Here is a 16,915-nt window from a genome sequence, read left to right as displayed (position 1 = left end):
CTCACCTCCCTGTCCCGAGCCACGCCTCGCGGAACGAGTAGCCGGACAGCGGCAGGCCGGTGCGGTCGGGCACCAGCCCCGCCACGTACACCTGGAAGGCGTCGACCTGGTTGACGAAGCCCCAGATGATGTTGCCGCCGCGCTCGTACTCGATCCGCTGTGCCCGTGTCAGCAGGCTGTGACGTTCGGCCTCGTCGACCGTGCGCCGGGCCCGGGTGACGAGATCGATGAACTCCGGGTCGTTCCAGTGGGTCTCGTTGTACGGCGCGTCGGGCAGCGAGCCGGACGCCACCTGCGGCAGGTAGTTGCGCGTGTACCAGAACGACTGCGCGAAGTCCCAGCTCAGGTAGTTCTCGCCGAAGAACGTCGTGGTGTCCACGCGCCGCACGCGCACGGTGACCCCGGCCGCCTTGGCCTGCTGCTGGAACACCTGCGCGGCCTCGACGGCTCCGGCCTGGATCGGCGCGGTGACCAGCTCGATGTCCAGGGAGGAGTGTCCCGCTTCGGCGAGCAGCCTGCGCGCCCGCGCGATGTCCTGCCTGCGCTGGGGCAGGTCGCCGGCGTAGGCGGGATCGAACGGCGCGTAGAGGTCGTTGCCGACGCGGCCCTGGCCGCTGAGCACCTGGTTGATCATCTGCTCGCGGTCGACGACGAGCCGCAGCGCCTGCCGCACGCGGACGTCGTCGAACGGCGGCCGGTCCACCCGCATCGTGAACGGCAGCCACGTGCCGGTCTCGGAGCTGAGGATGCGCAGCCGCTCGTCACTGCGCAGCACCTCCACCAGCGCCACCGGTACCTGGTCGATGGCGTCCACCTGGGACGACAGCAGCGCGTTGATGCGCGCGTCGTCCTCGGTGAAGTTGATGAGCACGAGCTCGTCGAGGTAGGGCTGGCCGGGCCGCCAGTAGTGCTCGTTGCGGACGAACGTGCTCTGCAGGCCCGCGGTGAACGTGCTCGCGCGGAACGGGCCGGTGCCGATGGGGCGGTCGAGGGAGAAGTCGGCGGGCACGATGCCCAGCGAGTACTGGCCGAGGTAGTCGTCGAAGACGCTGGAGGGTTCGCTGAGGCGGAACTGCACCCTCCGGTCGCCGTCGGCCACCACCTCGTCCAGCATCGTCAGGCTCGCCGCGCCGCTCTTCGGGTCGTCGGGATCCATGATCCGGCGGAATGTGGCGATGACGTCGGCCGGGGTCACCGGCCTGCCGTCGTGGAAGCGCACCCCGTCGCGCAGCGTCGCGGTCCACACCCTGCCGTCGGCCGACGAGGTGAGCGACTCGGCGACCAGCATCTCGATCCGGTAGTCGTGGTCGCGGTAGAGCAGCGGTTCGTAGAGGTTGCGCACCCGCGCGATGTCCGGGTTGGTCGCCGGGATGTGCGGGTCGAGCGTGTCGGAGGCTCCGCCGCCGGTGACGCCGACACGCAGGGTGCCGCCACGCCTCGGCGGCCCGGTCGGCGCCGCGGCTGCGCGGGTTCTGCCGCCGCACGCGGAGAGCAGGGGGCCGGTCCCGGCGAGCGCGGCGCTGCCGAGCAGGAAGTTCCTTCTGCTGATACGGGAATGAGGCGACATGGAGTCGAGGGCTTCCGGTAGGGGACGTGGGATCAGGAGCTGATGGCCCGTCCCGCGTAGTCGGGGGCGGGGGCGAGGTGTCTTCGCAGTGCGCGCGCCACGGACTCGGGAAACGGCGCCGCCCGCGCGTCGCCGACGTGGACGCACAGCAGCTCCTCGGTGGCCACCAGGTCGCCGCCCACCCGCATCTCGTGGCACAGCCGCACCTTCCTGGCGCCCACCGACAGCACGGACGTGCTGACGTGCAGGTCCGCGCGGGGGCCCACCTCCCGCAGGTAGCGGACGTGGGCTTCCACGGTGTAGAGCGAGCATCCGGTCTCGGCGCGGTAGCGCTCGCCGAGGCCGGTGACCTCCATCAGGTGCGTGGTGGCGAAGCCGAACACCATGACGTAGAAGGGCTCGCTGAGGTGTCCGTTGTAGTCGATCCACTCGTCGCGGACGGTGTCGTGGTACTCGAGCGGTTCACTCATCGTGCGCGCTCCGGCTCGCGGCGACGGCACGCTGCACGGCGATGATGGCGCGGTCGCGTTCGGCCACCAGCTCGGCGATGGGGCGACCGTCCGAGGCGGACTCGCAGCCGGACACCATGTCGTCGCGCAGCCGCTCGGTGAGCTCGGGCGCGTCCAGCCGGGTCCACGGCGCCTTCAGCGACGGTCCGAAGTGGTCCAGCATGTGCGCCATGCCGCCCTCGCCGCCGGCCAGGTGGAACGTGAGGCACGGCCCGTGGACGGGCCAGCGCAGGCCGGGTCCGTCGGTGATGGCGGTGTCGATCTGCTCGACCGTCGCCTCCCCGTTGGCCACCATGTGCAGCGCCTCGCGCCACAGCGCCTCCTGCAGCCGGTTGGCGATGAACCCGGGCAGCTCCCGGTCCATCGTGATCACCGACTTGCCGAGGTGGCGGTAGAACGCGCTCGCCCAGTCCACGGCCCAACGCTCGGTGCGCTCGCCGCCGACCACTTCGACCAGCGGGATGAGGTAGGGCGGGTTGAACGGGTGGCCGACCACGAGCCGTCCCGGGGTGGCGGCCTCGGTCTGCATCTCGGTCATGCCGTAACCGGAGGTGGACGAGGCGATGACGACGCCGGGCGGGGTCACCGCGTCGATGTCGGCGAGCAACGAGCGCTTCACCGCCAGGTCCTCCGGGGCGCTCTCCTGGACGAAACCCGCGCCGTCCACCGCCTCGGCGAGGCTCGGCAGCACCGTCAGGTTGTCCGGGGACGCGCCGTCGGCGAGCCCCAGTTCGGTGAGCGCGGGCCATGCGCCCTCCACGATGCGGGCGAGCCTGCCCTCGGCGCCGTCGCCGGGGTCCCAGGCGCGCACCTGGTAGCCACGCGCGAGGAAGTGCGCGGCCCAGCCTCCGCCGATCACCCCGGCGCCGACACAGGCGACGGTGCGGACCTCCGTGGGGTCAGGCACGGGCGGCCTCCCGCAGCCCGAGCAGCTCACGGGCGTCGGCGGGGGAGGCGATGGCGCCGCCGAGGTCCTCGACGATCCGCACGGCCCGCTCCACGAGCTGGCCGTTGGTGGCCTTGACTCCCTTGGCGAGGTACAGGTTGTCCTCCAGGCCGACGCGCACGTGCCCGCCGAGCAGCGCGGCGTGCGCCACCCAGGGCAGCTGGTTGCGCCCGATCGCGAACGACGCCCACTGCGCGCCGTCCGGCAGCATGTTCACCATCGTCTGCAGCAGCTCGGGGTTGGCGGGTGCGCCGTACGGGATGCCCATGCACAGCTGAAACAGGGGCGGCGCGTCGATCAGGCCCTCCTCGATGAGGGTGGTGGCCAGCCACAGCTGCCCGGTGTCGAAGATCTCCAGCTCGGGCTTCACGCCGAGCTCCTGAATGCGCTTGGCGCCGGCTCGCAGCATGTCCGGTGTGGACACGTAGAGCTGGTGGCCCTCGCCGAAGTTGAGCGATCCGCAGTCGAGGGTGCAGATGTCGGGCAGCAGCTCCTCGACGTGCGGCAGCCGGTCGTGGGCGTTGACAAGGTCGGTGCCGTCGACCGGCTTGAGCGGGTCCTCGTCGTCGAGGACGAGGTCGCCGCCCATGCCCGCGGTCAGGTTGACCACGACGTCCACGCCGGACTCGCGCACGCGCCGCACGACGTCGCGGTAGAGCGCGACGTCGCGGGAGCCCTGGCCGGTGTCGAGGTCGCGCACGTGGATGTGCACGACGGCGGCCCCGGCGTTCGCGGCTTCGATGGCGGAGGCCGCGATCTGCTCGGGCGTGACCGGCACGTGCTCGCTCTTGCCGACCGTGTCGCCCGCGCCGGTGAGCGCGCACGTCACGATGACCTTGTCGTTGCCTGCCCTGACTGGCCTGGGGTTCACTGTCCCTCCTGGACGATGTTGCGGTCGATGAAGTCCTTCAGGTGCTCACGCATCGCCTCCACCGAGCTGCCGGGCTTGCCGGTGAGCACCTGGATGCCGAGCCCGTCGATCAGCGCACTGAGCTGCGTGGTGATCTCGTCCGGATCGCGGGTGCGGAACACTCCCTGCTCCTGTCCGCTGCGGATGGTCATCGCGATCGTGCGGAACCAGCGGTCGTAGGAGTCCCAGTACAGCGACCGCAGCTCCGGGTTGAGCGCGCTTTCGTTCCACACCTGCAGCCAGACCGACCACTCGTCGCGCAGCAGCCCTTCCGTGGGCAGCTGCAGCTCCACCAGCCGCAGCAGCCGCTCGTGGGCGTTGTCGATGGTGTGCAGCTCCGCCACCTGCCGGTCGAAGGCCAGCTTGACGTTGCGGCGCAGCGCCTCGTTGAGCACGTCGTCCTTGGTGGGGAAGTAGTAGTGGATGCTCGCCGTGCTCGTCCCGCACTCCTTGGCGATGTCGGCGATCCGCACGCGGTGGTAGCCGCGGGTGGCGATGAGCTCCCACGCCGTTTCCAGGATCCGCCTGCGCGGCTCCGGCTGCGGCCCGTCGACCGGCGCGCTCGCCGAGCGTGCCGTCGGTGCGGGGACCGCGGTGACGGTGACCGCGTCGTCACTGCCGTTGAGCAGCCAGTTGACCGTCACCCCGGAGTACTCGGCGATCCGTACCAGCTCGTGCGGCGAGAAGCGCCGGGTTCCCTTGAGCGATTTGGACAGTTTGGTCTCGTCCAGCCCGATCGCGGTGGCGAACTCGCGTTGGGCGCCCGCCCTGACCGGAATCAGGCTTCGCACCCGCTTGCGCAGTTCGTCCGTCTCGGCCACGCCGCACGACCCTAGCCACGCCTTGCGATATGCGCAAGTCTACTGACTCATCAGTCAGCTTGCGCAAGTTGCGGGTGTCGCGCCGCTGTCCGATGTGGACGGTGCGCTCCATGTTTCGTATAACAACCTATACGGCGGCGCCTGGGTGCGCTGCCCGCCGGTTCCCACCTCGGAGGGAGGTGCTCGTCCGCAGTGATCTGCAAGGATCACAGGGTGATTCGGCGGATCCTGGGCCCGGTGGTGGACCGGAGCACGTATCGCCGCTGGACGTATCTGATCCTCGGCGGCGCACTTTTCGTGCCGTACCTGCTGTTCGGCGCGATCGTGGTGCCCTCGGTGGTGCCGATGGCGGCCGGGGTCGGTGCGGCGGTCGTGATCGGCGGTGCCGCCGCCCTCGCCGTGCTGGCGGCCACCTCCGTGCTGCCGGCCGTGCGTGCGCTGGAGACCGCCGCCGTACGGGAGCTGCTGGGCGACCCGGTGCCCGACGCGGCCGGCGCCGCCGCCGACGGGGCCGCCCGGGTGCGCTCGGGGGTGCTGTTCGCCGCGCACGTGCTCACCGGGGGCGTGCTGAGCGCGGTGAGCCTCGTGCTCCCGGTGGTGTTCGTGCTCTCGCTCGCCGTGCCGTTCACCGGCAGGTTCGGTGTGGGCGCCGAAGGCAGCACCGCGTTTCCGCAGGGCTGGGCGAGTGCCTGGCTGCCCGCGGCGTCGTTGCTGGCCATGCTGGCGCTGTTCCACGCCGTGTCCGCCGCCGGTGCACTGCTGACGCGGCTCGCGGTGGCGCTGCTCGGGCTGTCGCCCACCGACCGCATCGCGGCGCTCGAACGGCGCACCGAGCGGCTGGCCGAGCGCAACCGCCTCGCCCGTGAGCTGCACGACTCGGTCGGGCACGCGCTGAGCGTGGTGTCCCTGCAGGCCGGGGCCGCCCGCCGCACGCTGCGCCGGGACCCGGACACCGCCGAGCAGGCGCTGCTGGCGATCGAGGACTCGGCCCGTGCCGCGCTCGACGACCTCGACCACGTGCTGGGCCTGCTCCGCGAGCAGACGCCGGAACGCGCGCCGCGGGCTGAGCTCACCCGCCTGCCGTCCCTGGTTGCCGCCACCAGGGAAGCGGGGATGACCGTCGAGTGCGACGTGCGGGGCGACCTCGCGGCCGTCGGCCCCGTGGTGTCCCGCGAGGCCTACCGGATCGTGCAGGAATCGCTGACCAACGCCCTGCGGCACGCCGGTAAGGTCCCGGTCACCGTCGCCGTGCACGTGTCCGGAGGGGAGCTGGCACTGCGTGTCCGCAACCCGCTCGGCGCCGCCTCCGGCGCCCGCCGCCGCTCCGGTGGGGGCAGCGGGCTGCGGGGCATCACCGAGCGTGCCGAGCTGCTCGGCGGGCGGGTGCGCACGGGGCGGCAGGGCGAGGCCTGGGAGGTCGCGGTGTGGTTGCCCACGGGCAGGCGAGGGGAGGGAGCATGACGATCGGGGTGCTGCTCGTCGACGACGAGCAGCTGGTGCGCACCGGGCTGCGGACGATCCTGGAGTCCGAGCCGGACCTCGCCGTCGTGGGCGAGGCCGCCGACGGCACCGAGGTGCCCGGCCTGGTGTCGCGGACGCGCCCCGAGGTGGTGCTCATGGACGTCCGGATGCCCACGGTGGACGGCATCAGGGCCACCGAGCATCTCATGTCCACCATGGACGCTCCACCGAAGGTCGTCGTGGTCACCACGTTCGAGAACGACGACTACGTCTACGACGCCCTGCGAGCGGGGGCGAGCGGGTTCCTGCTCAAGCGATCGCGGCCCGAGGAGATCGTCGCCGCCGTCCGCACCGTCACGGCAGGGGACTCGCTGCTGTTTCCCGCCGCGATCCGGCGGCTCGCGGCCCGGCACGGCACCGGGCGCGGTCCCGGCGGCCTGCGCGAGGCCGGCCTCACCGAACGCGAGGAGCAGGTACTCCGCCTCATGACCACCGGGATGTCCAATGTGGAGATCGCGGGGGAGCTGTTCCTCGGCGTCGAGACCGTCAAGACCCACGTCGGGAACCTGCTCGCCAAGCTCGGCGCTCGCGACCGCACCCAGGCGGTGATCAGGGCCTACGAGTCGGGCTTCGTCTCACCGGACGAGAGCGGGGCGTAGCCGCCACGGCACGGCGGCGAACAGCTCGGCCATCGCCGCGGCCGTGCCGGCCACGTCGTCCCTGCCCGAGGTGAAAGCGCGCTGCCGGTGGCAGGGCAGGGCGAAGAACAGCGAGAAGAACCCGGGCACGTCGCGGGGCGGCAGCCGCAGCAGCGCCCGCAGCGCATGCCTGCGCAGTGCGTGCACCGCCAGCGCGCGGGGCGACCAGATCGCCCGCCACGCGGCGCGCGCCGCCGCGTCCGGTCCCGCCCGCAGCCCGTCGGCCAGCGCCGCCGCCACCCGCGGAGCCAGCGCCAGCGACGCGGCGACGCTGAACCCGGTGGCGGGGTGGACTAGCCCGGCCCGCGCCCCGAACGGCACCGTGCGGCCGGGCCGCGGCACCGGCGGGTCGAGCCGGATGCGCACCTGCTCGGCGGGGTGGGCGGCGACGTCGAACCCGCGGGCGGCCAGCCGCCCGCGCAGCACGCCGAAGGGCAGGCCGGGCCTGCGCGCCAGCGACGTCTCCTCCACCAGCACCCGGCCGCCGCCGAGCGGCACCACATAGAGAAAGCCCGGCTCGTCGGCCGGGCTGCGTGCCCAGTCCATGAACACGGGCGTGCCCGCGGGCGCCAGGCCTGCGGCGGCGCGCTCGGGCAGCACCAGCCCGAACGCCGTCTGCTCGGTGCCGCCCGGCCGCGTGCCCCGCGCGTCCACGACGACGGAGGCGGCCAGCCTGCGGCCGTCGGCGAGCCGCACGATCGAGCCGTACCGCCCGTGCGCCACTCCCGTGGCGGTTCCGGCGACCGCGGTGACCCCCGGCTCCGTCAGCCAGTCACGCAGCCCGGCGTTGTCCAGCACGGTGAACTCCCTGCCGACGACGGTGCCCGCCGCGAGCACGTGGCTCGCCGTCGCCGCGACCGCCGTGTCCGGCAGCGAGGGCACCTCGTCGCGCCACAGCGCGTAGGTGCTGCGCCACGCCCGCTCCGGCGCCGGGTCGGCCAGCACCGTGCCCAGACCCTCGCGGGCGCACGCGGCGGCCACCGCCCTGCCGGCGGGCCCGCCGCCCAGCACCACGACGTCCGCGTCGTCCGCGTCGTCCGCGAGTGCAGCCATGAACGGATGAGATCACATACGGTGTTGCGCATGGGAGCAGAACCGGACCCACGGGCAGCTCGCAGGGACCCGGCCGCCGAGCGGGGAGGCTTCGCCGATCTGGCGACCAGCCCGTTCCGCGTGGACCGTGACCGCGTCGCCGCGTCGCCGTTCTTCGCGCGGCTCGGCGGGGTCACCCAGGTGGTCAGCGCGGGCGGCTCCGGGCTGCTGCACAACCGGCTCACCCACAGCCTCAAGGTCGCGCAGGTCGCCAGGGTCATCGCGGAGCGGATCCTGGCCGCGGAGGAGTCGCGGGAGCTGGCGGAGAAGCTGGGCGGCTGCGACCCGGACGTGGCCGAGGCCGCGGCGCTCGGCCACGACCTCGGCCACCCGCCGTTCGGTCATCTCGGTGAGCAGGTGCTCGACCGCATCGCCCGCCACCGCTACGGCCTCGCCGACGGTTTCGAGGGCAACGCGCAGACGTTCCGCATCGTCACCACCACCGAGGTCGGCGGACCCACGCCCGAGGGGCTGAACCTGACCGCCGCCGTGCGGGCGGCGCTGCTGAAGTACCCGTGGGCGCGGCTGCACTACCCGGACCCGCATCCGGCGCACATGAGCGTGCCCCCGCGGGGCGCCGCGGAGCCCGCCGAGGCACCGGGCACCGGGTCGGCGAAGTTCTCCGCCTACTCCACCGAGCTGGACGACGTGGCGCAGGCCAGGGAGCCGTTCGCGGGCCGCGTGGAGGCGTGGCAGCAGACGGTGGAGGCCTCGGTGATGGATCTGGCCGACGACATCGCCTACGCCATCCACGACCTGCAGGACTTCCACCGCATCGGCGTGCTGCAGCACGCGGCCGTGGCCACCGAGCTGCGGCAGTGGCTCGACGACCGCGCCGAGTTCGCCGCGCTGCCGGGCGGGGCGCTGCGCGAGGAGCACCGCAACCCCGGCCGCTCGCTGGAGACGCTGCGCCGCCGCATGCACGTCAAGGACGCGTGGGTGGTGGACGACGAGGCGTTCGCGCAGGCGGTGGCGCGCGTCCACGCCGAGCTGGTGGAGGACCTGCTGGCCATCCCCTTCGACGGCTCGATCGAGGCCGAGCAGGCACTCGCGACCTTCTCCGCGCGCTGGACGGCCCGGCTGGTCGAGGGCGTGGTCGTGCATCCGGCACCCTCGACCCGCACCGGGCACGTCACCCTGCGCCAGGCGCAGTGGCACGAGGTGCAGGTGCTCAAGTTCGTGCACCGGCGGTTCGTGCTGCAGCGCGCGGACCTGGCCCTGCACCAGCGTGGTCAGGCGAGCCTGCTGACGTCGCTGGTGGACGCGCTCGACGCGTGGCTGGCCGACCGCGACGAGGCCCGCCGCCTGCCGCGCAGGCTGTTCGACCTGGTGGAGCTGGCCCGCGCCGAGTACACCGCGCTGGCCCGCAACACCCCGGAGGTGCTGGTCGGCGCCACCGGCGAGCGGATCGAGGGCGCCGACGCGGTGCGTGGTCTCGCCCGCGGGCGCGCCGTCGTGGACTTCGTCGCGTCGCTCACCGACCGGCAGGCGGCGAGCATGCTGGACGCCATCACGGGCAGGACGAGCCAGCCGTGGTCGGAGTCGTTCGTGCTCTAGCGTGGGCGGGGTGGCGCGCACACGGCAGGTCAGCGGGGGTGGAAGGGCCGTCGAGGTGGAACCGGAGCGGCTGGCGCGGTGGTTCGCCCGCTTCGCCGAGCGCAACGGCGGCGTGATCGCCACCCGCCTCGGCCCCGGCGAGGTGGTCGTCACCGCCGCCGACGGCACCACCGCCACCGTGGCGGTGCCGTTTCCTCCGCTGCCCGTCGGTGACCGCGAGGCCGAGGGCCTGGCCGTGGAGGCCCTCGTCGAGCACGCGAGCAGGCCCCGCCGCCTCGGGCTGCTGCTGGTCCGCCTCGGCGGGCACAGCGTCGGCGTCGCCGAGGGCGACCGGGTCGTCGCGTCGCGGACCGGCCGGCACCTCGTGCACGGCCGCAGCGCGGCGGGCGGCTGGTCGCAGCAGCGCTTCGCGCGGCGGCGCGACGGCCAGGCGCGGCAGTCGCTGCGGGCCGCCGCCGACGACGCCGCCGAGATCCTGGCCTCACGGGCGTCCGGTTTGGACGGTGTGGTGCTCGGCGGCGACCGCAGAGCCCTCGACGAGCTGCGAGCCGACCCGCGCCTGGCGCCGGTGTTCGCCCTGGCTTCGGAGCGGGTGCTGGATGTCGCGGAGCCGAGGCGCACCGTGCTCGACGACGCCGCCCGCCGCGCCCGCGCGGTGGAAATCACCGTCCGCGACCCCGCCTGAAGCTCCCCAATGCCACATTCGTAGCGTTGAGCGCCACCAATGCGGCATTCGTAGCGTTGAGCGCCACCAATGCCGCATTGGGGAGCTTGCCGGGCGGCTCGGGGGTGAGCCGGGTCACCGGGGCCGAAAAGCGGTGGACGCCGGGCCTTACACTGGGAGCCGTGGTCGTTCGCTTGGAGTAGCCGCCCCGCCCCGTGCGGGTAGTCCACGCTGTCCAGGTCCGCTTTCCACACTCCCGGAGACTTCTCTTGATCACGGCCACCGGCCTCGAACTCCGTGCTGGTTCGCGCGTTCTGCTTTCCGGCACCACCCTGCGCGTGCAACCGGGCGACCGGATCGGCCTCGTCGGCCGCAACGGCGCGGGCAAGACCACCACGCTGCGCGTGCTGGCCGGCGAGGGCGAACCGTACGCGGGCGACCTCGAGCACGGCGGCGAGGTCGGCTACCTGCCGCAGGACCCGCGGGAGGGCGACCTGTCGGTGGCGGCGAAGGACCGCGTGCTGTCCGCACGCGGCCTCGACGCGCTGCTGCGGGACATGGAGAAGGCACAGACCGCCATGTCGGAACTGGTCGATGACGCCGAGCGGGACAAGGCGGTACGTCGCTACGGCAGGCTGGAGGAGCGCTTCGCCGCGCTCGGGGGCTACGCCGCGGAGAGCGAGGCCGCGCGGATCTGCGCCAATCTCGGCCTGGAGGAGCGCATCCTCACCCAGCCGCTGAGCACGCTGTCCGGCGGTCAGCGGCGGCGCGTGGAGCTGGCCCGCATCCTGTTCGCCGCCTCCGAGGCGGGCGCGGGCGGCAAGTCCGGCACCATCCTGCTGCTCGACGAGCCCACGAACCACCTCGACGCCGACTCGATCAGCTGGCTGCGCGGCTTCCTGAAGTCCCACGACGGTGGCCTCGTGGTGATCAGCCACGACGTCGACCTGCTCGCCGACGTCGTGAACAAGGTGTGGTTCCTCGACGCCACGCGCGCCGAGCTGGACACCTACAACATGACCTGGCAGCGCTACCTCGACGCACGCGCCACCGACGAGAAGCGGCGCAGGCGCGAACGCGCCAACGCCGAGAAGAAGGCCGCCGCACTGCAGAAGCAGGCCGCCAAGCTCGGTGCCAAGGCCACGAAGGCCGTCGCGGCGAAGAACATGGCGCGCCGGGCCGAGCAGATGCTGGCGAACCTGGACGAGGAGCGCCAGGCCGACAAGGTCGCCAAGATCAAGTTTCCCGCGCCTGCACCCTGTGGCCGGACCCCGCTCACGGCGGAGGGCCTGTCGAAGTCCTACGGTTCGCTGGAGATCTTCACCGGCGTCGACCTGGCGATCGACCGCGGGTCGAAGGTCGTCGTGCTGGGACTCAACGGCGCGGGCAAGACCACGCTGCTGCGCCTGCTCGGCGGTATGGAGACGCCGGACACCGGCTCGGTGGTGCCGGGCCACGGGCTGCGCATCGGCTACTACGCGCAGGAGCACGAGACGCTCGACCACGACGCCACGGTGTGGGAGAACACCCGGCACCTCGCCCCCGACACGGGCGCGCAGGAACTGCGGAACCTGCTGGGCTCGTTCCTGTTCAGCGGCGAGCAGCTCGACCAGCCCGCGGGCACCCTGTCCGGCGGCGAGAAGACGCGGCTGGCGCTCGCGGCGCTCGTGTCGAGCGCCGCGAACGTGCTGCTGCTCGACGAGCCGACCAACAACCTCGACCCGGCCAGCCGCGCGCAGGTGCTCGACGCCCTGCACAGCTACACGGGGGCCGTGGTGCTCGTGACGCACGACCCCGGGGCGGTGGAAGCGCTGCAACCCGAGCGGGTGATCCTGTTGCCGGATGGCACCGAGGATCATTGGTCGGATGATTATCTGGAGCTCGTGCAGCTCGCCTGAGTTGTTGGCAGGCCGCCATATTTGCCACGATGATCGTTAGTTGATGTCGGGTAAACACTGGATCGGCCCAATATGGCGCGGTTTGGACAGGATTTTGGCCCGTCGTCTGGCATTCGGCCGTCAGGTGTTCGATCATTGCGGCGGCAGGGGTCGAATGTGGCCCGAAACACCATACGGGCGGAAGGTGGATTGACGTGGCAGACCTGAAGAAGGGTGCGCGCATCACCGGAAACACGCGCGACAAGCTGGCCGCCGACCTGAAGAAGAAATACGAGAAGGGCGCGAGCATTCGGGCCCTCGCGGAGTCAACCGGACGGTCCTACGGTTTCGTGCACCGGGTGCTTTCCGAATCCGGTGTGCAGCTGCGGGGCAGGGGCGGCGCGACCCGCGTCAAGAAGAAGTAAGCCTGGTATCGCTCGGGCCGGTCTCGCTCGCGGTGCCTGAGCCGGATTCCGCGGCGCCGGGGGGAGCCGCGGGCCGGCCAGGGAAGCACAGCATCGCGCCCAGCAGCACCACCGGGTACACCAGGTAACCGAACCTCGTGGCCGGGGTCAGCATCGTGAACGCGCCGAGCCCCGCCGCGATGCGCAGCAGCGCGTCCGCACCGGTGCGGGGCGGACGTCGCACGAGCCACGCCAGGATCGCGACGGCCGCGGCTCCCAGCAGTCCGAACGCCAGCAGTTTCCCCGCGCCGCCTGCGCTCGCGATGAGATGGCCTGGCAGCGGGCTGGCCGCGGGGGAGCTGACCGCGCCGAGTCCCGCGGGGAAACGCAGCACGTGTTCGACGAACGCGCCGGGGTCCACCAGCAGCACCGGCACGTTCACCGCCGCGCATCCGGCGAGGAACACCAGTGCGTACCGCGCTGCCGCGCGCCCACCGAGCCGCACCAGCACGAGCGCCAGCAGCACCACCACGGCCGGGGCCACGATGAGTTTCGCGCTCGTCACCAGCGCCAGCACGAACGCCGACCACCCGGGCCGGTCGGCGGCGAGCGCGCACGCGAGCACGAGCAGCCCGACGATCGCGAGGTCGGGGCCCGCCGTGGCGAAGGTCAGCGCCGTCAGGGGAAAGACCACCACGAGCTGGGCGGCCCTGACGGGCACGCGCGGCCTGCCGAGCAGACGCAGGCCGCCCCACAGGCACAGCGCCGCGGTGAGCGCGAAGTACAGCCGCGCGTCGGTGAGGACGTCGCCCACCGCCGTGCCGCCGAGCACCGCCCTCGGCAGGCCGAACACCGCCATCACCGGCCCGTACGGCGTGTAGTCGTTCACCTCGGGTGGCCTGCCCAGCGCGGTGACGTCGACGTAGGGCGTGCCGGTGTCGAGCAGCAGGCTCGCCGACCGCTCGATGACCCACACCTCCGGCTGGGCGCTCCACGCCCCGGGAGCGGCAGCCCAGTCGCCGCCACGCAGCCTGGTGAGCAGCAGGGTCACCAGCGGCGCCACCATGCCGACCACGGCGACGACGCCGAAGCTCGTCCACCGGGAACGCCACCAGCCGGGCCGGTTCGTCGTCAGCGAAAGCCAGCAGGTGTGCGCGAAGGCCAGGCCGTAGCCGACGGCGGCGAAGCAAGCCCACACTCTGAACCCGTAGTGCTTGTCGGTCAGGGCCAGTGCCAGCGCATACGCCGTGCAGACGGCGTAGAGGACGGCGTCCAGCCGCAGCGGGCGCTCCGCCCATCCGGCCCGTACCCACTCCCGAACCAGCCCTCTCCCCATGGCGCAGGACCCTACCGCGCGGCAAAAGGGCTGGCGGGATCGGGAAGCATCACGTAGGACGGTGTGTTGTCCAGGACATATCGGGTCAATATCTCTACTTTGGTCTAGGTATGAGAAGGGGTGGGGCGGGCGATGGACAACACGTGGTCGCTGTTGAACGGGGCGATGAAGGCGCGCGACGCGCCGCGAGGGCTGCGCCGCGGGACGGTGCGCAGGGTCGCCCGGTTCGCCCGGCCACACTGGCGCAGGCTCGGCTTCTTCCTCGTGCTCACCGTCGTCGGGGCGGTGCTCGCCGTGAGTACGCCGCTGCTGGCGGGCCGCGTCGTCAACGCGATCGTGGCTGGGGGAGCGGTCGCCACCGTGGTGTGGCTCGCGCTCGCCATCGCCGGGCTGGCCATCGCCGACGCCGCGCTGGGGCTGGCCGAGCGCTGGCAGTCCGCCCGCATCGGCGAGGGGCTGATCTACGACCTGCGCCGCGCCGTGTACGAGCACGTGCAGCGCATGCCGATCGCGTTCTTCACCCGCACCCGCACCGGGGCGCTGGTCAGCAGGCTCAACAACGACGTCATCGGCGCCCAGCGCACGTTCACGGCGACGCTGTCCGGACTCGTCACCAACGTGATCCAGCTGGTGCTCTCGCTCGCCGTGATGCTCACGCTCTCCTGGCAGGTCACGCTGCTCGCGCTCGTGCTGCTGCCGGTGTTCGTGCTGCCCGCCCGCCGCATCGGCAGGCGCATGGCCGACCTGCAGCGGGAGTCCGCCGAGGTCAACGCGTCGATGACCACGCAGATGACCGAGCGGTTCTCCGCGCCCGGCGCCACGCTGGTGAAACTGTTCGGCAGGCCGCGAGTGGAGGCCGACGAGTTCGGCGCCCGCGCGGGACGGGTGCGGGACATCGGCGTGCGCACCGCGATGCTCACCCGCTGGTTCATGACCAGCCTGACACTGGTCTCGGCGCTGGCGCAGGCGCTGGTCTACGGCCTCGGCGGTTGGCTGGCGCTGCGCGGCGAGATCGCGGCGGGCACCGTCGTCGCGCTGGCACTGCTGCTGACCAGGCTCTACACGCCGCTGACCGCGCTGGCCAACGTCCGCGTCGACGTGATGACCGCGCTCGTGTCGTTCGAGCGCGTCTTCGAGGTCCTCGACCTGGAGCCGATGATCCGGGAGCGGCCCGATCCCCGCGCCCTGCCTTCCGGGGGCGTCTCCGTGGAGTTCAGCGACGTCCGCTTCAGTTACCCCTCGGCGGAGCGGTTCTCGCTCGCCTCGCTCGAAGAGGTGTCTACACTGGACAGCCGAGGTGGCGAGGAGGTGCTGCACGGGGTCAGCTTCCGCGCCGAACCGGGACAGATGGTGGCGCTCGTCGGCTCGTCGGGTGCGGGCAAGTCGACCATCGCCTCGCTGGTGCCGCGGCTCTACGATGTCGACTCCGGTTCGGTGCGGCTGTCCGGTGTGGACGTCCGCGACCTCTCCTTCGAGACGCTGCGCCGTACCGTCGGCGTGGTGACCCAGGACGGCCACCTGTTCCACGACACCATCCGCGCCAACCTCGCCTACGCCGCCCCGGAGGCAGGCGACGCCGAGATCTGGCACGCGCTGGAGCGCGCCCGGCTGGCCGAGCTGGTCCGCTCGCTGCCGGACGGGCTCGACACGGTGATCGGGGAGCGTGGGTACCGCCTGTCCGGCGGGGAGCGGCAGCGGCTGACGATCGCGCGCCTGCTGCTGGCCCAGCCCCGTGTCGTGGTGCTCGACGAGGCGACCGCCCACCTGGACTCCGAGTCGGAGGCGGCCGTCGGCGAGGCGCTCACCGACGCGCTCGCGGGGAGGACGGCGCTGGTCATCGCGCACCGGCTGTCTACGATCCGGGCAGCGGAACAGATCCTCGTGGTCGAGGAGGGCCGCGTGGTGGAACAGGGCACCCACGAGCAGCTGCTCGCCGCCGGAGGCCGCTACGCCGAGCTGTACCGCACCCAGTTCAGCGAGCAGGCGCCCAGCGCGGCGTGAGGAGGCAGCGGGTGGACGAGCAACGGCCGGGTCTCGCCGTGCGCCCGGCGCACGGCGAGGCGGCGGCGGTGGCCCTCGTGCTGCACGGCGGCGCCGAGCACGGGCTGAGCGAGGTCCGGCCGTGGCGGCTGGCCTACCTGCGCATGGTGCCCTTCGTCAGGGCGCTGGCCGCGGCGGGCGGGCGGCACGGCCTTGAGGTGCGCCTGCTGCGCAACCGGGTGCGCGGCTGGAACGAGCCGGCCTGCGACCCGCTGCGCGACGCCCGCTGGGCACTGGAGCGCATCCATGCCGAACGCCCGGGGCTGCCGGTCGTGCTCGTCGGCCACTCGATGGGCGGCAGGGTGGCGCTGCGCGCCGCCGACGACCCGGCGGTGCTCGGGGTGTGCGCGCTGGCGCCCTGGACCCCACGGGGCGAGCCGGTCGAGCCCGTCGCGGCGCGGTCGGTGCTCATCGCGCACGGTCTGCAGGACCGCGTCACCAAGCCCGGTGACTCGTATCACTACGCGGTGCGCGCCGCCGGGCACGCCGCCGACGTGGCCCGGTTCGAACTGGCGGCGGAGGGGCACGCGATGCTGCGCCGCGCAGGCGTGTGGACCCGGCTCGTCGTGGAGTTCGTCGCGCGCACTCTGGCTCTGCCCGGCGCCGGCGCGACCCTGCTGGACGCGGCCTGGACCAAACCGGAGCCGGAGCGGCTGCGAATACCGCTGTGAACGAGCCGGTCAGGACGGTGGACGTTGCGGTTGCAGGACCACCGCGAGGCCGAGGGCACTGACATCGAGGCGGTGGAACGGCACAGCAGACGTCGCTGCTCGCCGTCCGCCTGTTCGGCCAGGACCACGCCCGTACACTGGAACACTGGCGGGCGCGGCTCCTCGAGCCCCGGGACGACGTCGCCGGGCTCGGGTTCGACCAGGTGTTCCGCCGGATGTGGGCGTTCCACCTGGCGTGTTCGGAGGCGGGTTTTCCGTCCCGGCTACGTCCATGTCCCGCAGTTTTCCTTCGGCCGGGGCTGACCGACACAACCCGATCGGGGGACCGTGCGTCTCCCTCTGCGGAGCGTGCGGTTTAGTAG

General features: G+C 72.6%; 16 protein-coding genes. 9 read left to right on the top strand and 7 right to left on the bottom strand.

What is annotated here, in order from left to right:
- Window position 1 precedes the first annotated feature (1 nt).
- From BAY60_RS31465 to BAY60_RS31445, 5 genes are read right to left on the bottom strand one after another with little or no spacing between them, the layout of a single operon-like run.
- Window positions 2-1,567: an ABC transporter substrate-binding protein gene (locus BAY60_RS31465; RefSeq protein ID WP_112285040.1), complete on the bottom strand. Its 1,566-nt coding sequence runs from the start codon at window positions 1,565-1,567 to the stop codon at window positions 2-4.
- Window positions 1,568-1,599: 32 nt separating this feature from the next.
- Window positions 1,600-2,037: a thioesterase family protein gene (locus BAY60_RS31460; RefSeq protein ID WP_112285039.1), complete on the bottom strand. Its 438-nt coding sequence runs from the start codon at window positions 2,035-2,037 to the stop codon at window positions 1,600-1,602.
- Window positions 2,030-2,983, bottom strand: coding sequence for a 3-hydroxyacyl-CoA dehydrogenase NAD-binding domain-containing protein (locus tag BAY60_RS31455; protein ID WP_112285038.1), 954 nt, complete (start codon window positions 2,981-2,983; stop codon window positions 2,030-2,032). Before BAY60_RS31455 ends, BAY60_RS31460 begins: the two co-directional genes overlap by 8 nt.
- Window positions 2,976-3,893, bottom strand: a complete 918-nt coding sequence (locus tag BAY60_RS31450; RefSeq protein WP_112285037.1) for a beta-keto acid cleavage family enzyme — start codon at window positions 3,891-3,893, stop codon at window positions 2,976-2,978. Before BAY60_RS31450 ends, BAY60_RS31455 begins: the two co-directional genes overlap by 8 nt.
- Window positions 3,890-4,753 carry a TetR/AcrR family transcriptional regulator gene (locus BAY60_RS31445; RefSeq protein WP_112285036.1) on the bottom strand — a complete coding sequence of 288 codons (864 nt, stop codon included), beginning with the start codon at window positions 4,751-4,753 and terminating at the stop codon, window positions 3,890-3,892. Before BAY60_RS31445 ends, BAY60_RS31450 begins: the two co-directional genes overlap by 4 nt.
- A gap of 213 nt (window positions 4,754-4,966) precedes the next feature.
- On the opposite strand from BAY60_RS31445, the gene BAY60_RS31440 reads away from it, so the two are divergent.
- Together BAY60_RS31440 and BAY60_RS31435 are read left to right on the top strand one after the other, a co-directional pair.
- Entirely contained in the window at window positions 4,967-6,214 is a 1,248-nt protein-coding gene (locus tag BAY60_RS31440; RefSeq protein WP_112285035.1) for a sensor histidine kinase, read from the top strand.
- Complete coding sequence (locus BAY60_RS31435) at window positions 6,211-6,873, top strand: response regulator transcription factor (RefSeq protein ID WP_112285034.1); 663 nt, start codon at window positions 6,211-6,213, stop codon at window positions 6,871-6,873. Before BAY60_RS31440 ends, BAY60_RS31435 begins: the two co-directional genes overlap by 4 nt.
- Here BAY60_RS31435 and BAY60_RS31430 read toward each other — a convergent pair.
- On the bottom strand, window positions 6,850-7,965 hold the full coding sequence (locus BAY60_RS31430; RefSeq protein ID WP_112285033.1) for a lycopene cyclase family protein: 1,116 nt from the start codon (window positions 7,963-7,965) through the stop codon (window positions 6,850-6,852). The genes BAY60_RS31435 and BAY60_RS31430 overlap by 24 nt on opposite strands.
- A gap of 30 nt (window positions 7,966-7,995) precedes the next feature.
- On the opposite strand from BAY60_RS31430, the gene BAY60_RS31425 reads away from it, so the two are divergent.
- The 4 genes from BAY60_RS31425 (at window position 7,996) to BAY60_RS31410 (ending at window position 12,527) form a co-directional block, all read left to right on the top strand.
- On the top strand, window positions 7,996-9,561 hold the full coding sequence (locus tag BAY60_RS31425) for a deoxyguanosinetriphosphate triphosphohydrolase family protein (protein ID WP_112285032.1): 1,566 nt from the start codon (window positions 7,996-7,998) through the stop codon (window positions 9,559-9,561).
- A 10-nt stretch (window positions 9,562-9,571) separates the two neighbouring features.
- On the top strand, window positions 9,572-10,246 hold the full coding sequence (locus BAY60_RS31420; RefSeq protein WP_112285581.1) for an acVLRF1 family peptidyl-tRNA hydrolase: 675 nt from the start codon (window positions 9,572-9,574) through the stop codon (window positions 10,244-10,246).
- Between the two features lie 248 nt (window positions 10,247-10,494).
- A complete protein-coding gene (locus tag BAY60_RS31415; protein WP_112285031.1) occupies window positions 10,495-12,123 on the top strand; it encodes an ABC-F family ATP-binding cassette domain-containing protein in 1,629 nt (542 codons plus the stop codon).
- Window positions 12,124-12,317: 194 nt separating this feature from the next.
- On the top strand, window positions 12,318-12,527 hold the full coding sequence (locus BAY60_RS31410) for a helix-turn-helix domain-containing protein (protein ID WP_005437638.1): 210 nt from the start codon (window positions 12,318-12,320) through the stop codon (window positions 12,525-12,527).
- Here the strand turns inward: BAY60_RS31410 and BAY60_RS31405 are convergent.
- Window positions 12,514-13,842 (bottom strand): glycosyltransferase 87 family protein, encoded by a 1,329-nt coding sequence (locus tag BAY60_RS31405; protein ID WP_112285030.1) that lies wholly within the window; start codon window positions 13,840-13,842, stop codon window positions 12,514-12,516. The genes BAY60_RS31410 and BAY60_RS31405 overlap by 14 nt on opposite strands.
- A gap of 132 nt (window positions 13,843-13,974) precedes the next feature.
- Between BAY60_RS31405 and BAY60_RS31400 the strand changes: the two genes are divergently transcribed.
- From BAY60_RS31400 to BAY60_RS31390, 3 genes are all read left to right on the top strand, one after another.
- The gene (locus BAY60_RS31400; RefSeq protein ID WP_112285029.1) at window positions 13,975-15,843 is read left to right on the top strand and encodes an ABC transporter ATP-binding protein; all 1,869 of its coding nucleotides are present in this window, start codon (window positions 13,975-13,977) and stop codon (window positions 15,841-15,843) included.
- 11 nt (window positions 15,844-15,854) lie between these two features.
- Window positions 15,855-16,553, top strand: a complete 699-nt coding sequence (locus BAY60_RS31395; protein WP_112285028.1) for an alpha/beta hydrolase — start codon at window positions 15,855-15,857, stop codon at window positions 16,551-16,553.
- Window positions 16,554-16,648: 95 nt separating this feature from the next.
- A complete protein-coding gene (locus BAY60_RS31390; RefSeq protein WP_342769804.1) occupies window positions 16,649-16,912 on the top strand; it encodes a class I SAM-dependent methyltransferase in 264 nt (87 codons plus the stop codon).
- Window positions 16,913-16,915: the final 3 nt, after the last annotated feature.

The organism is Prauserella muralis, assembly GCF_003202285.1.
Classification (GTDB): Bacteria; Actinomycetota; Actinomycetes; order Mycobacteriales; family Pseudonocardiaceae; genus Prauserella_B; species Prauserella_B muralis.
This window is presented reverse-complemented; position numbering and strand designations above follow the sequence as displayed.

Coding starts and splice junctions, on each gene's coding strand:
- BAY60_RS31465 (WP_112285040.1), bottom strand. CDS start 1,567: ATGTCGCCTCATTCCCGTATCAGCAGAAGGAACTTCCTGCTCGGCAGC.
- BAY60_RS31430 (WP_112285033.1), bottom strand. CDS start 7,965: ATGGCTGCACTCGCGGACGACGCGGACGACGCGGACGTCGTGGTGCTG.
- BAY60_RS31425 (WP_112285032.1), top strand. CDS start 7,996: ATGGGAGCAGAACCGGACCCACGGGCAGCTCGCAGGGACCCGGCCGCC.
- BAY60_RS31460 (WP_112285039.1), bottom strand. CDS start 2,037: ATGAGTGAACCGCTCGAGTACCACGACACCGTCCGCGACGAGTGGATC.
- BAY60_RS31400 (WP_112285029.1), top strand. CDS start 13,975: ATGGACAACACGTGGTCGCTGTTGAACGGGGCGATGAAGGCGCGCGAC.
- BAY60_RS31435 (WP_112285034.1), top strand. CDS start 6,211: ATGACGATCGGGGTGCTGCTCGTCGACGACGAGCAGCTGGTGCGCACC.
- BAY60_RS31405 (WP_112285030.1), bottom strand. CDS start 13,842: ATGGGGAGAGGGCTGGTTCGGGAGTGGGTACGGGCCGGATGGGCGGAG.